This window comes from Pedobacter agri, from assembly GCF_032678665.1.
GTDB lineage: Bacteria > Bacteroidota > Bacteroidia > Sphingobacteriales > Sphingobacteriaceae > Pedobacter > Pedobacter agri_A.
This window is the reverse complement of the sequence record NZ_JAVTSH010000005.1, coordinates 244,844-260,114: the sequence shown is the minus strand read 5'-3', so window position 1 is coordinate 260,114 and position 15,271 is coordinate 244,844. Positions and strand designations below refer to the sequence as shown.

Here is a 15,271-nt window from a genome sequence, read left to right as displayed (position 1 = left end):
ATTGTCGTTATAAGCTGGAGCGGTCGTCATCTCGACCGTAGCGGAGAGATCTTTTAAGCTATTTTAAAAGATTTCTCCATTCCGTTGCACTCCAGTCGAAATGACGACCGATTTTATTTCATTTTAATTGTCATTCTGAGCTTGTTGGAGAACATTTTATTGCGTTTCGACGGGCTCAACGTGACAACTAGTTTAACTCAAACTCTTTATTAATCTGTTCGGTATTAAAACCTAATTTTGGTGCAGCTTTTGCCGCAAACAACTTTTCATGATCCAAACGAATTGGGCTAACTGTAGTCTTGATTTTAACACCTTTTCCTAAATCCAAATGTTGTTCTATTTCTAATTTTTTGTAAGCACTCAAAGCTGTAGCCGTTTGATAGTTCAAAACCTCTGCACACCAGATTCCATGACTTTCTAAAAGATTAACCCAGTTTTTAGTATGATCTTTCTTAAAAGTTTCAGCTAGGCGAACAATTAACTTATCCCGGTTTTCGAATGCAGAACCTGCCTCAACATATAAATCTGCAATATCACAATTGATAATTGCACAAATATTAGGCAGATTTCCCATTGCCATTGCAATATAACCATCTTTGGTTTCATACATGCCATAAGGAGCGCTTAAGTACGCATGTGCGCTACCCTTCGCTCCGCTTCTATCCGGTAGTTTTCCACCATCGTTTAAGTAAGTGGTGATCACTTCAAACTGAACATCTAAAATAGATTCCAGTAAACTCACCTCGACCAAAACACTTTTGTTGGTTTTTGTCCTTTTAATGAGCGCCGCCATGATGCCTTGCGCCAGATGGTTTCCACACATGATATCAGATACGGAAAGCCCAAAAGGAACTGGCCCATCGATATCAACCCCAGATAAAAACGTTAAACCTGAAACGGCCTGTACCAATAAGTCCTGACCAGGTTTATTGCGCCATGGACCTTCATTTCCATAACCGGTAACCATTCCGTAAATAATTTTCGGATTGATTTGCTGAACATTTTCGTAATCCAGGCCAATTTTTTCCATTACACCTGGGCGAAAATTATGTGTCATTACGTCAGCTTTGCTGATCAGTTTTTTTAACTTTTCTAAATCTTCTGGATTTTTTAAATCGGCTGCATAACTTTCTTTATTTCGGTTAATCGTATGAAAGAGCAAACTATCTTCATCAACAAAAAGATTTTTGATGGATAATTGGCGGCAAGCATCGCCAGTATTTGGACGTTCGATTTTAATTACACGGGCACCTAAATCCGCTAATTTTAATCCAGCGGATGGACCTGCCAGAAACTGGCAAAACTCTAAAACTAAAAGCCCTTCTAATGGTCTGTTCATGATAGTACCAAAGTTTTAGATTTACGGTATAATTCGTTCATTTGATTTAAAACCTGAATTTCATCTCCACCATTCATTAAATAATCGCGAACTACATCGCCTGCATGATCTTGAAAAAACATTGAACCATGGTAACGCGGACGAAGAAATGCCCGCTGCAAAGCAGGTAATGTGTTATAAAAATAATTCTGGCTTTGGCGATTCACCTCGTCGTTTTTCCAGGCGGTTAAATGCCCGGGTTGTCCGCCGTTTTCAAAAAATAAGGTGGCTTGACAAGCTGGTGAACCTACAAATTCTACATATTTGGCTGCAACATCCAATTCCTCACATTTAGAGGAAATGGCTAAACCTGTTCCACCCAAAGTACTCCTTAAATTGGTTTCTCCATCCAATGAAATCATATCGTGGAAATGCAAAACTTTACGGGCATAACCATTTCTTGAATAATTTGAATAGCCGTAAGCAAACGGACAGTAAGCAATTTCATCGGTTAACGTCATTGCCTCATAAACCTGAATTGGATTTCTATTGAAATTTGCCTTATCGATTTTGGAAGCCAATTCACGATACATTTTTAGTACTTTAACACCTAACTCTTGCGAAACAACCTCTTCGTCGTTTTGGCAAGGATCTTCGCCCAATGAGCAGCATAGCGTATAAAAATTCATTAACACATCTATCGGAATGCCTGCAAACGCTACTAAGCCTTTATCGGCAAGTGCTAATAAATCTTCAAACAATTTGGGTAATTCCAGTTCTTTTTCCTCAAATAAATCTGGTCTGGATGCAGCCACAGGTGTTGCAGCATCAATTGGTAATGCCCATAAATGTTCATCGTAAAAATAACTCTCGTAAGATTGACCAACAGAATTTCGCTCCTGATCGGCCAGATAATCATCAGAAAGATAGAAATCCAAAGGAACAATAGATTTTGTTTTCGCTGCAAAACCCGCCCAGGGATGGTCGATCACCAATAAATCGAATCGCTCTGCTAGTTCCTGAATAGAGAAATCGGCAAATTGCTGCAAACTTCTTTTCTCCCAGGTGATGTTCACATTAGGATACAATTCAGAAAATCGCTGCGCCGTTGCCACCATTGGCAAAAGCCCACGACTGTGGTTCCATGTTATTCCTTTTAAATTAATCGTTTTCTCCACTGATCTTAATTTTATTTCTTTTAGTTTCCAACCGCTATATTGATCGGAATTATTTTGTATTAATGGTTATTGATGAGCTGCTTAATCCTTTTGCAGTTGCCGTCAGTTTAATACTTCCAGCTTTTTCTGTTGCCTGAAGGATGGCTAAGCATAAACCGTGAAATGCTTTCCGATAGTTGGCTTTGAACGGCTCCACACTGGCCTGAAAACCATTATCAACACCGGCAATAAAACCATTACCTTCAACTTTAAAATCAACCAGATCATCAGCATTTGGCACTACATTTCCACTTGCATCTAAAATGCGAACGGTAATAAAAGATAAATCCTTACCATCGGCTTTGATGTTTTTCCTATCTGCAATGAGTTCAATTTTTGCAGGTGCTCCAGCTGTTTTTATTTCACGAACTAAAACTTCTTTGCCATTTTTTCTGGAAACTGCCTTCAATGTCCCAGGTTCAAAGTTTACATTCCAAAGCAGGTGTAAATCGTCATTCTGTTTTGATTTTTTTCCCAGTGATTTTCCGTTGAGATACAGTTCAACTTCATCGGCATGATTATAGTAAGCCCAAACCTCGATTGATTTCCCCTGCTCCCAATTCCAGTGTGGCAAAATATGTAGAACGGGCTTGTTGGTCCACTCACTTTGGTACATGTAATAAGAATCTTTTGGGAAGCCGGCTAAGTCAACAATTCCGAAGTATGAACTTCTGGCTGGCCAAGGATACGGCAATGGTTCGCCGAGATAATCAAAACCAGTCCAAACGAACAAACCCGAAACATGGTCGTATTTTTTTGCCGCTTTCCAGGTTTCTTCGTGGGTAGAGCCCCAATAGGCGGAAACATTGTCGTATGATGATGCAGACCATTCTTTATTTCCTTCCGTAAATTTGGTTTTACCGTCTCTTGGCCAACGGCGAATGGTATCTGCGGTATCGTAAAAACCTCTTGTTTCTAATGCAGATGTCGTTTCGGTGGCTAAAAACTTAACGCCGGGGTAGTTCTTCGGAAAATCAGCATATTTTTTATGGTTATAATTTAGTCCATAAATATCCAGGGCTTTGGCCTGGTAAATGAAATTCTTGGTAGAATCAGTCTCCGTTAGCGCAGAAATCACCGGACGGGTTTTATCCAGATTCTTTACAATTCCGACCAGTTCCTTCGTAATTGCGATACCTGTACTATCAAATTGCTCACGAATTTCGTTACCAATGCTCCATAAAATAATTGACGGATGGTTACGATCGCGTTTAATCATATCTTCCAAATCGCGTTTATGCCATTCTGGGAAATTTAAATGATAATCGTTTTTGGTTTTCTTCTTGGCCCACATGTCAAAAGCTTCATCCATTACCAGAAAACCCATTCTGTCGCATAAGTCTAAAAATTCTGGTGCAGGTGGATTATGAGCAGTTCTGATCGCATTTACGCCCATTTCTTTCATGATCTCCAATTGGCGTTCCATCGCCCGAACATTCACGGCAGCACCCAATGCACCTAAATCGTGGTGCAAACAAACACCAAGTAATTTCATGGGTTTTCCGTTTAATGAAAAACCTTTTGCCACATCGAAATTGAATGAGCGAATGCCGAATTTGGTTTCGTAACTATCAAGTACTTTTCCATTCTGAACAATTTGGGTAACCAGTGTGTATTGATATGGTTTTTCGACAGACCATAAAATGGGATTTCTAATTTCTAAAATCCGATCAAGCTCTAAACCAGAAGTATCTATTTTGACATTCTGTTGTATCGTGTTAGTGATCAATTTACCATCGGCAGCAAATACAGCATTGGTGATGACAACGGTTTGTAATTTTGATGTTTTATTTTGAATCTGCGTTTGAAACGATACTTTTCCTGACTGATCTGCTGTTACAAAAGTTCCCCATTTTGCCACTGCAACTTTAGCGGTAGATTTTAACCAAACATTCCTGTAAATACCTGAACCTGAATACCAGCGTGAATCTGGCTGCGCAGAATTATCAACTTTAACGGCAATGATATTTTTTCCAGTTTTAAGATATTGGCTGATCTCATAAGAAAACGAGGCGTATCCGTACGGACGTTTACCTAAGTATTTTCCGTTTATCCAAACCTCTGAATTCTTGTAAACACCATCAAATTCAATGGTTATTACTCTGCTTGCGAAATTAGCTGGCGCTGTAAATTCTTTTCTATACCAAGCAATTCCCGTTGGCAAACCTCCGCCTTCTGGTTTTGCCGGGTTTTTCTCATCAAATTTCCCTTCAATACTCCAATCGTGTGGCAAGGTTAATTTTCTCCATTTTACATCGCTGTAGGCAGGAGATTTTGCCCCAGGTTCATCTCCTAAAAAGAATTTCCAGTCTTTGTTAAAGCTTGTTCGAGTGCGAGGCGCTACATTTGTCGTCATTTCGACCGCAGTGGAAAAATCTTTTCCGTTTGTGTTCAAATTACGTTCAAAGATTTCGCCACTACGCTTTGCTTCGGTCGAAATGACGGCCGAATTCGCTTTTGCCTCACAATGACGTGAAGCCGATAATCCAGCAATCACAAAAACTAAAATCTTAAAAAAACTTCGCATCTTCATATCCAATTATTGAACAAAATTCACTTTACTTTTACCTAAATCTTTCGACGTTGCAACTGCAATCCCGCGTTGGTCTTGCTTGTTTACTGCGCAATAGAAGTGATAAACTATGCCTTTATGTTTGAGTACAAAAGATTTATGCGCATACAATTCATCGTATTTCTCTGATGACTCAATCAGGTTATCGCCCGTCCAATCGGTCCAGTTCACCAAATCTTTCGAAACCGCAAATCTATTAAATGAACCTTTTCTATCCTGCCAGAACGCACCAAAATAAAACATTACATACTTATCGCCTATTTGCTGAATCACACCATCACCCGTAATTCCAACCGGATGATGAACCACAGGATTCTTTTGAAAACGTTTCCAGTTAACCATATCATCAGACACCGCCATGCCAATCCGCTCGTACCAACGTGTTTTTTTATTGTTTGCTAACGAATCGCCAACGGCATTGTAATACATCACAAAGCGATGACCAGTTAAGCGTTTTTTATCTTCAATTACTGTGCTTTTGAAAAGCTTATTCCGGTTTTCCCACCAACGCACATCACGATCTGAAGAACTTAAAACCGGTTTATCTAACCTGCTCCACTCCTGAACAATTGATGGGTCTTTTGCGGTGTAAGCCATCCCGATGGATAGTGGCTCCACTTCGTAACCTTTCTCTTTTCCACCGAAATACGACATCCAATATTTGCCATCAAATGTTTTGGCCTGGTAACTTCCTGCCCATTTCATATCTAACAAAGCATTGTAACCTGCCTTTTGGTTATCATCCCACAATCCTGCATCACCGAAAGACATCAATTTCCCCTGATTTTCCCAGTGGAGTAAGTCTTTGCTTTTTGATAACCAGGTTTCATATCCCCGACCGCTGAAAATCAGGTAAGTCATGTACCAATATTTTCCCTTTTTAAATATGGTCGGGCAATCCATTTTATGCTCTTTATCTTCCGGAACCATCACCAAACCATATTTGTAAGGCGTTTTTACTTCTTGATAAATTTTTTCCATTTCCGTTTGAGAAACAGAGTTTTTAATCTCCTGAGCCAAGGCAGAAAAGCTTGATAGCGCAACCAATATGTATATCCAAATCGCTCTCATCTATCTCACATTAAATTTATAGGTACCAGAACCGATTGAAATTTTTGTTTTTCCATTTTCAGAACCAATGGTTTGGAAAGCTAACTGATTCACCTCACTAACTTTTTGATTGGCCGAAAAAGGAAGATAGACCACAGCCTTGGTATTGACCGGGATTTTTACCTCGATCTCAAAACTGTTATTCGTTTTTTTCCATGAAGAAGAAATCTCACCGTAAGATGAATTATAACTTACACTAGCAGAAGTTAAATCGCCAACTATCTCTGGTTCAATCTTAATGTTGCTAAAAGCGATTGAGTTTTCAGTCTGACGAATGCCGCCAACGCCACTATACAGCCATTCCATTAAATGCCCAAGCATAAAATGGTTGTTTGAAACGGTCGGCAAGGCTGCCCAACTTTCGGTTAAAGCCGTTGCGCCTTTGGCAATTTGCATCCCGTAACCTGGTACATCAGAGCGACTGTTCATGTCGAAAATTACATCAGATTTCCCTGCATCTTCTAAAACCCGCAATACGTAACGGTAGCCAATATCACCTGCCGTTAAGCTGTTTTTTCTATCTCTGATATCTTTAACCAAATTATCGATAACTGCTTTTTTATCTTTATCCTCAACCAAACCCATATAAACCGCCATAGCATTTGCGGCTTGTGAACCGGTTGCATACTGCTTGGTTTTAGAGTCGAAGAATTTGTTGTTAAATGATTTTTTGACTTCTGCGGCTAAATTGGAATAAGCGATTGCATCAGCCTTTTTACCTAAAAGCGTAGCCATTTTCTCCAAAATCTTCAAATCATAATAATAAATTGCCGTTCCGGTTACACCCATTGGCGTTAATTGAGAAACGCCAGGAGGTTTCGGACCCAAGTCGTACCAATCGCCCAAACCTTGCAATAAAATGTGGTTATCAGCTTTGGTAGCCAAATAGTTGATGTAACGCTGCATCATCGGGTAATAATTAACCATTGCCTGTTGATCGCCATACCATTGATACAAATACCAGGGTAACAAAATGCCACTGCTTCCCCACTCCGGCGAATCGCGGAACATATCTCCGCCCCATTCAAATTTTACATATTCAGGTGCGATTTCAGGAATTAATCCGTTCGGCAACTGAGAATTTTTCATATCCTGCAATGCCTTTTTGAAAAGTGGTGCAGCGTTATAATTATAGCCAACCGAGTTACCCATTAAATGCAACTGTTCCAGCCAACCCAATTTTTCGCGGTGCGGACAGTCGGTAAAAACGCTAACCATATTGCTTTTAATCGACCAATCGATTAGCTTGAAAGTTTTGTTAAATAACTCATTAGATGAAGAAAATTGACCAACTTGTTCTGCAGCATTTCTAATGTGTAGTGCACTTAAATTTTCAACAACTGCTTTATTTGCATTATGCTCTTTTCCTGCCGGAACAGCACCTTTAATTTGCAGGTATCTAAATCCGGTGTAGAAAAACTTAGGCCTCCAGGTTTCTAAACCACTGCCTTTCAAAACATAAGTGAAGTACGATGGACCACCGATATTTTTTTGTGTAACCGAGCCATCTTCCTTTAATAATTCGGCAGGCGTAATGCGAATGGTATCACCTTTTTTACCCCGAACTTTCAGCTCAATGGTGGCTGATGAGTTTTGTCCCATATCATAAACCCACTCATTTGCAACCGAAGTAATATTTTGAGGTGAAAAGCTTTCGAAAATTTTAACCGGATCTTCCTTTTGCGCTTTCAGTTTTGGTCCTCCAACAATTAATGAAGTTTTCCATTTTAGATCCTTAAAAGCAGGTGAATTCCAGCCTTGCTGTTCCATATTGGCGTTGTGATCTTCACCACCATAAATGCTGGAGAAAGTAACTGGAGATGGAGCTGTTTTCCAGCTTTGGTCACTGATGATATTTGCAGTGCTTCCATCAGAATATTCAACCAAAACGCGGCAAATCATTTTTGGGTAACCGTAAGCTACCTTTAATTTTCTGTACCGATCTTTAACGGGCGGAACATAATAAAAGCCGTTACCCAGCATCACACCAATTGTATTAACACCTTTATTAATTTGTTTGGTAACATCGTAAGTCACAAACAAAGCTTCCTGATCATATTTTGTCCAACCTGGGGCGAGAAAATCATCTCCAACTTTTGCACCGTTTAAGCTCATTTCGAAATGCCCCAAGCCTGAAATAAAAGCTGTAGCTTTTTTTACTGACTTGGCAACGGCGAAGTTTTTCCTAAACATGGGCAACACATTGCTACCGGTATATTTATCCTTCTTTCCATCAACAGGTAATACATTTACATTCGAATCCGCAAGTTTTTCATAGGCGATCCATTTAGCACCTTTCCAATCTTCCTGAGCCAGTAAACCCATTTGCCAGAAAGCATCTTTGCTCCAGGCAGATTCATTTTTATAATTATCCCAAACCCGAACTTTCCAAAAATAGGTTTTAGTGGATAAAAGTTTTGCACCCTTAAACGGTACCTGAATGGATTGAGATGAATTTACTTTTTTAGTGTCCCAAACATCGCCTATATTTTTATTCAAATTTTCAGCACTGCTCGAAACCAATATCTGATAAGCAGTTTGGGTGACATTGTATTTTGATGATTCCAACTTCCAACTTAAACTTGGCGAAACAAAATCTATCCCAACCGGATTATTTCGATAGCCACAACTCAAATGAGCCACTTTAATATCCTGTGCAAAAAGCGGAATACTTAGCAAAAACAACCAAGAAAAAATTACGATTTTGCTCATGAATTTACTTACACCGTTCAGGGATGTTTAATAGGTTTATAATTTGGTTATCACCACAAAATGTTAATTAAAATTAGCTTCAAAATCAAACGAACAAAGCCTGAATTATTTGCTAACTTTAATTTTTATGTGTAATTCAAATATAAATATTTTTTTTAAATATGAAAACATATTATCTTGTATAAAATTATAGAATGTGTTCTAATCGCAAAATAAGAAAGCATTTTGTATGTTTGAAATTGTAAAAAATACGCTACGACCAAATTTAAACCTGTATGAACGAAAAGGAATCAAAATATCAGGCACCAGCGCTAGATAAAGGGCTTGATATATTGGAATATTTATCCGCACAATCCATTCCCCTATCTCAAACGGAAATTGCTATCGGAATTGAGAAAACACCGAATGAAATTTATCGGATGTTAATGAGTTTGGAAAGCCGCGGATATATTTTACGCGATGAAGTTTCGGGAAAATACAGACTTTCGTTAAAGCTTTTTTATTTGTCGCACAGGCACTCGCCAATGGATGAACTGCGCAAAGCGGCGCAATTTCCGTTGGAAGAGTTGGCCAATACCATCCGTCAATCTTGCCACTTGAGTATTTTGTATATGAACCAGGTGATGGTGATTATCCATGCCAAGAGTCCGGGTCCGATTGCGCTTTCCATTGAAGAGGGAAATCTTTTTCCATTGCCGTTAACGGCTTCAGGTAAGGTGTTACTGGCCTATATGCCTGAAGCAGAACGTTCACTCACGCTTAAAAACAATGCTATTTTTAAAAAATATGCTAAAACTCAACAGGAAGATTTTGTTGATTCGTTAACGGATATTCAAAAAACAGGGTCGTATTTAAGAAATAGTGATTCTGTATCTGGTGTGACCGATATTTCTGTTCCCATTGGAATTGGCGGCAATAACGGTATTATTGCCTGTTTAACCATTTCGATGTTAAATGCTTTAAACGCAGATAAGGCAATCGAAAATGATGTGATTCTTGCCGAAGCGAATAAATGCGTTAAAAAAATTGAACAGAGGATTGGGGTTTAAACCCCCAACCCCCTAAAGGGGGCTTTTGACTTTCTACAGTTTAAACCACTCAATTTCAAAATAAACAGGGCCTATTTCCATTTTGCTTTTCAGCTCCCCCTTTAGGGGGTTGGGGGGTTATATCTCACCAAATAATTCTTCCCTTTTTCTATCTTTATTTCATAATTACCTTGTGTAAGCGCTTTAACTTCAACACCTTTAACAACCGGTTTTGATTTGCTTTTGATTTTAAGCGTACCCGTGCCTACAGCAGAACTAACTTTAATTTCTTTCTTGTTCATATAAACAGAAATATCGCCATTCGCTGTCGGTACTTTACCTTCCATCCATTCTAAGCCACCCAAACTTGGTTCAATGGTGTAAGTTTCATAACCAGCCGTAACCGGACTCACACCCAAATAGTATTTACCCAATAAATAAATCGGACTGGCGCCCCAAGCGTGGCAAAGGCTTTTTCCATATGGGCGACCGTACATTTCTAAATGCTCCACTCCTTTTTTATCAGGATTGTATTCCTCCCAAAAAGAAGTTGCCCCGAGTTTTAACATACCACCCCAATAGTTTTTCATTTCCTTTAAAACGTAAGATTGTTCGCCCATTGCACATAATGCTTCCAACTCGTAAAAGCGCATGTAAGGCGTAGTAATTTTTGCAACCTGATCATTCAGCAAAACGTTCTTTTTAACACCCAATTTTTGCTCTGGCGTGAAATAATCAAAGAAAATTCCGAACATATTGGCATAACGGGTTACGTTGTCTGTTTGCTGATCATTAATTCTGCTGTGTACCAAAGCATTTTTACTTTGATTCCAATACAGTTCGAAAATTTTGGCTTTGAGTTCCTTTGCCTGCTTATCATATTTTGAAGCACCATCTGCATCGTTTGCCAGTTTAGCACACAACGCCATGGTTTCTAAACTTCTGGCATATAATAATTGCTCAAAACTCACTTCCCCATCTTTGCTTAATTTATCAGCCCAATCGATAAATATCCAATCACCCGGCATCCATTCCAATAAACCGTTTTCATTTTTTCTGCCATCAATATATGTCATAAGCGATTGCATTCTTGGATAGATGTCCTGCACAAACTTCTGGTCGCCGGTAAATTTATAGTAATCGTAAATCCCTAAAAACCAATAAAAAGAATAATCCATAATGGTATTAATGTGCGCTGTCACCGGGTCTTTACCACGCTGAGCAAGTAATGTTCTTTTTACAGTTGGCGCATCGAAAAACGAATAATAATTCATTAAATAACTTTGATAAGCATCACCACTCCAAACCCATCGGTCGCGTTTTATACCATCGATAAAAAACTCACGTGTGTTTAAATGGAATGTATATTTCGCCACATCATAAATTTTGTTCAGTTCAGCATCTGATGATTTGAAACTTCCACGCTCGTTAACAGGAGCATACTCGTAAAGCATGGAAACTGAGTCTACCGAAACACTTCCGTTAGGTTGATAATTAACATATCTGAAAGCTTTCGAGAGCGGCATAATAGAATCTTTCTTCTGTGCTAAATCGATATCTAAATGGTCTAGCGTTTCGCATTTGGCGACTGATAAAGCTTCTTCCGGAGATTCTCCGTAATAAAGACTTGCTCTTCCCTTTCCTTTTAATCCATGCAGCTTAATAAAGCCAAAGGTCTCTTTGCCAAAATCATAAAGTGTTCCAGCTTCGGTCTTCTTTTTAGAAACTGCCTGAAGCGGTTTAGTTGGCAATTTAAATTGCGATGGTAATTTTGATGGGTCGGTTAAATTCCAGGAACCAGCCGTTACAAAAGTTGTACCTGATTTATCTGAAACCTTACCACTCTGGTCAATCCATTCCTTGTCTTCAAATGTGGTTAACCAGGTTTCATCAGAAACTACGGTTTTTCCTTGAACAAAGATTGCCGGAACAGCTCCCTGGCTGTAGACTTTTAAACTTAGCTTATGTTTTCCGGCAGGAATTTTTACAGTTTTTGGGAAACCCGAAATCGCCTGACCATCCACTTTAACATTGTAAGTTCCCTCTACAAAAAGTTTTACTTCTTCGGGTTGACTGAGCGTAAACTCTTTATGAAAATCGACCAAAACATAATGGCTATCCATTTTCCAGAACACAGGAAAAAATGAACCACGTTCCGTTCTTCGGTTCTGCATTACATTGCTCATGTAAATATCAAAATCGCCGGGGTACCAAATCCATGATGCTTTCTGTGCAAAAGCTGGAAGAATCAGGCAGCTAAAGAGCGAAAGTAAAAGTATTTTATTGAAGTTTTTCATAATAAATTTATTAAGGTTTTTAACCACAGATGAACATAGATTGACACAGATTTTATCCGTGTTCATCCTTTTTATCTGTGGTTAATATTTTTTAATGTCCGTTAAAGCAAATATAAAGTGCAATCATAACCACAGCTAAAGCTGCCCACGAAACCCAAACTGTTTTATCTGGTTTTTCGGTATTGGATTGGTGTTCTTCGTTTATGGTGTAAATACTTGGCGACCTATCCAACAGGGAAATTAACATGGCGATAATCAATAATCCTGCAAAAATGTAAAAGGAAAGCATCAAATAATGTGGCCAAAAAATGTATTCGCTTGATGGTAAAATCCATAAATAAGTAACGCCAACTCCTAAACTTAAAATTGAACCAACTGAAAGCGTAAAATTTACAGCTTTACGCGTTGTCCTTTTCCAGAATACAGTTAACAAAAACACAACCGAAAGTGGCGGCGCAATAAAACCCAAAACAGATTGAAAAACATCGAAAAGATTTAAACCTTTAATGTTATCAATTGCCAAAACAACAATCACAGCGAAAATACAACCAGCAACTACCGCCCATCTTCCAATACGGATAATCTGTTTATTACTGGCCTTCGGATTGATTTTCTTGACATAAATGTCCATTGTAAAAACGGTGCTCAATGAGTTTAGTGAAGAACCGATTGTTCCAACCAAAACCGCAATTAAAACCACGATAACCAAACCATTCATCCCCGGAGGAAAAAGACTGGTCACCATGGTCATATATGCCTCGTTGGGGTCTTTTAAGTTTGGAAACAGCACATAACAAAGTATTCCCGTTCCGATAAATAGTGGCAATGAAAGGATTTTTAACCAACCTATAAAGCTCACACCCAATTGCCCCTGTTTTAAATCTTTAGCACCTAAAACCGATTGAACCATCGATTGGTCGGTACAGAAAAAGGCCACTGCAGCAACCGGATAACCCAGTAAAATGGCATACCAGGGATATTTTGGGTCGCTGGCGGGTTGAATTAAATTCCAGAAATGGCTTGGTGTTTTGGCGTACAATGCTGATATTCCACCAACTTTATTTAAGCCCAAAAGCATTAAAGAAAGTGAAACCGCAATCAGTAAAATCATTTGAAAAACATTCACTTTGGCAATGGCTTTTAGTCCTCCGAAAAAGGTAAACAAGCCGGCGAACGCTACTAAAACGGTAACCGATTGCCACATTGGGATACCTAAAATCTGGCGGACCAAAAAACCACCAGCGAATAAACCAAGCGACAACCAGGAAATTAAAATCTTAACTAAAGCATACCAGGCTAAGATATTCTGGGTAGAATCGCCATAACGATTACCCATAAACTCGGGCATGGTACTTACTTTTGCAGCCAGGTATTTAGGTGCAAAAACTATCGCCAGCAGGAATAAAAATATGAACGCGTACCAATCGAAATTTACCGCTACGATGCCTGTGCTGTAACCGATGCTCGCAAAGGCCAGCAACATTGACGGACCAACATTGGTACCCCACATATTAAAGCCAATGCTCGACCAGCCTAAAGATTTATTAGCCAGAAAAAGCGTTTCATCATCATCTTTCTTTTTCGAAAAACTGGCCCGGTACCCGATGATGATTAAAATAATCAGGTAGGCAACTACAATGAGGTAGTCTAAGCTGGTTAATCGTTCTACAATATTGTTCATTTGTTAATTTGGTTAGTTTGATTTAGGTTTTGCCACGGAATCACAGAATTCACGGAGCTGTTGCAGGTGTACACGTCATTGCAGGGTACAGTTTATCCCGACACTTCGGTAAAGCAATCACTTTACAATTGGATAGCCAAACCAAAGTTTAAAGATTGTTTCGTACCTCCCAATGACGACCGTTTTATTAATAGTATTTCATATTATTCTGTGTTCTCCGTGTTTCCGTGGCAACAAATTATAAGCCTATCGATTCCCTTGTGATATTGTTAGCTTTCAAGATATCATCAATTTTAACTGGCAAACCAATTTCCATTGATTTATCCATGGCTTGCAATAGCGCAACTGTTCCAATTCCCTCTTTTAAATCGGGATAAGCGGTAAACTTGTTATTAATGCTATCCGCGAAATAATCCAGATAGTTTTGGTATTCACCAGCATGATGGCTTTGTCCTTCGAAACGGAAATAATGTTTCAAAGTAGCATCGCCCCAAGTGATAATTTTTTCCTCGCCAGTTTTAGTTGTGACCGAGTAACGCAATTCGTGGTAGTCAGCCTGGCTTGCACCTTCCGTTCCGCGGAGAATACAGCTCATTCCGCTATCGCGACTTGCAGGTTGCGTCGGACCGGTGTATGCACCACTCACACGGGCAATTCTACCATCCTTTGCTTTAAAAATAAAATGCATCGTATCCTGATTTTTTATTCCTGCTTTCAAACCATTAGCACTCAGCATACCATAACCCATAACTTCTTCAATATCGGGCATGTACCAACGGATGAAATCAACAGGGTGACTTAAACCACCATAAAGCCATTTGAACGATTGTTTCAGCGACCAGCCTTTTTCCAAAAACCAGCGGTGGTCGGCATGGTAATAACTTTCAATGGTAATTAATTCGCCAATTAAACCTTTATCAAAATCTTTCTTTTGGCGCATGGCAGGCTCAAAAAATCGTGAGCTTTGTCCAACAAAAATCTTTCTTCTCGATTTCTTTGCCAGTTCCAAAAGTTCATTAGCTTGTGATAAATCATCAATAAAAGGTTTGGTACAAACCACATGTTTGCCATGCAAAAGCGCCTGCTTAATGTGTTCGAAATGCAAATGGTCTGGCGTGTAAATCGCAATCATATCGATTTTATCACTGGTTAACATATCCTCATAATTGGTTGTCCAGTTTTGAAAATCAAATTCCAAAGCACGTTCCTCGCAAAGCTTTTTATTGGCATCGCAAATTTGTATGAGCTTAAACTTTCTGCTCGCCAATGATGCAGAAATTGTACTTCTGCCCTCTCCTAAACCTAAAATCCCTAATCTTAACATGATATTATTTTT

Annotated in this window: 9 protein-coding genes; 1 reads left to right on the top strand and 8 read right to left on the bottom strand. The window is 39.1% G+C overall.

Going from position 1 to position 15,271, the window contains the following annotated elements; all coding sequences use genetic code 11:
* Positions 1–187: 187 nt before the first annotated feature.
* The 5 genes from R2Q70_RS12315 to R2Q70_RS12295 are packed head-to-tail and all read right to left on the bottom strand — an operon-like array spanning position 188 to position 8,929.
* Complete coding sequence (locus tag R2Q70_RS12315; protein WP_316807879.1) at positions 188–1,339, bottom strand: CaiB/BaiF CoA-transferase family protein; 1,152 nt, start codon at positions 1,337–1,339, stop codon at positions 188–190.
* On the bottom strand, positions 1,336–2,496 hold the full coding sequence (locus tag R2Q70_RS12310; RefSeq protein WP_316807878.1) for an ABC transporter substrate-binding protein: 1,161 nt from the start codon (positions 2,494–2,496) through the stop codon (positions 1,336–1,338). Before R2Q70_RS12310 ends, R2Q70_RS12315 begins: the two co-directional genes overlap by 4 nt.
* A gap of 49 nt (positions 2,497–2,545) precedes the next feature.
* Positions 2,546–5,062 (bottom strand): beta-galactosidase GalB, encoded by a 2,517-nt coding sequence (galB, locus tag R2Q70_RS12305; protein ID WP_316807877.1) that lies wholly within the window; start codon positions 5,060–5,062, stop codon positions 2,546–2,548.
* Positions 5,063–5,074: 12 nt separating this feature from the next.
* Positions 5,075–6,178 carry a glycosylase gene (locus R2Q70_RS12300; protein WP_316807876.1) on the bottom strand — a complete coding sequence of 368 codons (1,104 nt, stop codon included), beginning with the start codon at positions 6,176–6,178 and terminating at the stop codon, positions 5,075–5,077.
* Positions 6,179–8,929 carry an alpha-L-rhamnosidase gene (locus tag R2Q70_RS12295; protein WP_316807875.1) on the bottom strand — a complete coding sequence of 917 codons (2,751 nt, stop codon included), beginning with the start codon at positions 8,927–8,929 and terminating at the stop codon, positions 6,179–6,181.
* 275 nt (positions 8,930–9,204) lie between these two features.
* On the opposite strand from R2Q70_RS12295, the gene R2Q70_RS12290 reads away from it, so the two are divergent.
* Positions 9,205–9,978: an IclR family transcriptional regulator gene (locus tag R2Q70_RS12290; RefSeq protein WP_316807874.1), complete on the top strand. Its 774-nt coding sequence runs from the start codon at positions 9,205–9,207 to the stop codon at positions 9,976–9,978.
* A gap of 101 nt (positions 9,979–10,079) precedes the next feature.
* Here R2Q70_RS12290 and R2Q70_RS12285 read toward each other — a convergent pair whose 3' ends face one another.
* The 3 genes from R2Q70_RS12285 to R2Q70_RS12275 all read right to left on the bottom strand — a co-directional run bounded on the left by R2Q70_RS12285 (position 10,080) and on the right by R2Q70_RS12275 (position 15,259).
* Positions 10,080–12,254 carry an amylo-alpha-1,6-glucosidase gene (locus R2Q70_RS12285; RefSeq protein ID WP_316807873.1) on the bottom strand — a complete coding sequence of 725 codons (2,175 nt, stop codon included), beginning with the start codon at positions 12,252–12,254 and terminating at the stop codon, positions 10,080–10,082.
* Between the two features lie 91 nt (positions 12,255–12,345).
* Entirely contained in the window at positions 12,346–13,935 is a 1,590-nt protein-coding gene (locus R2Q70_RS12280; RefSeq protein WP_316807872.1) for a sodium:solute symporter family transporter, read from the bottom strand.
* A 238-nt stretch (positions 13,936–14,173) separates the two neighbouring features.
* A complete protein-coding gene (locus R2Q70_RS12275; protein WP_316807871.1) occupies positions 14,174–15,259 on the bottom strand; it encodes a Gfo/Idh/MocA family oxidoreductase in 1,086 nt (361 codons plus the stop codon).
* Positions 15,260–15,271: the final 12 nt, after the last annotated feature.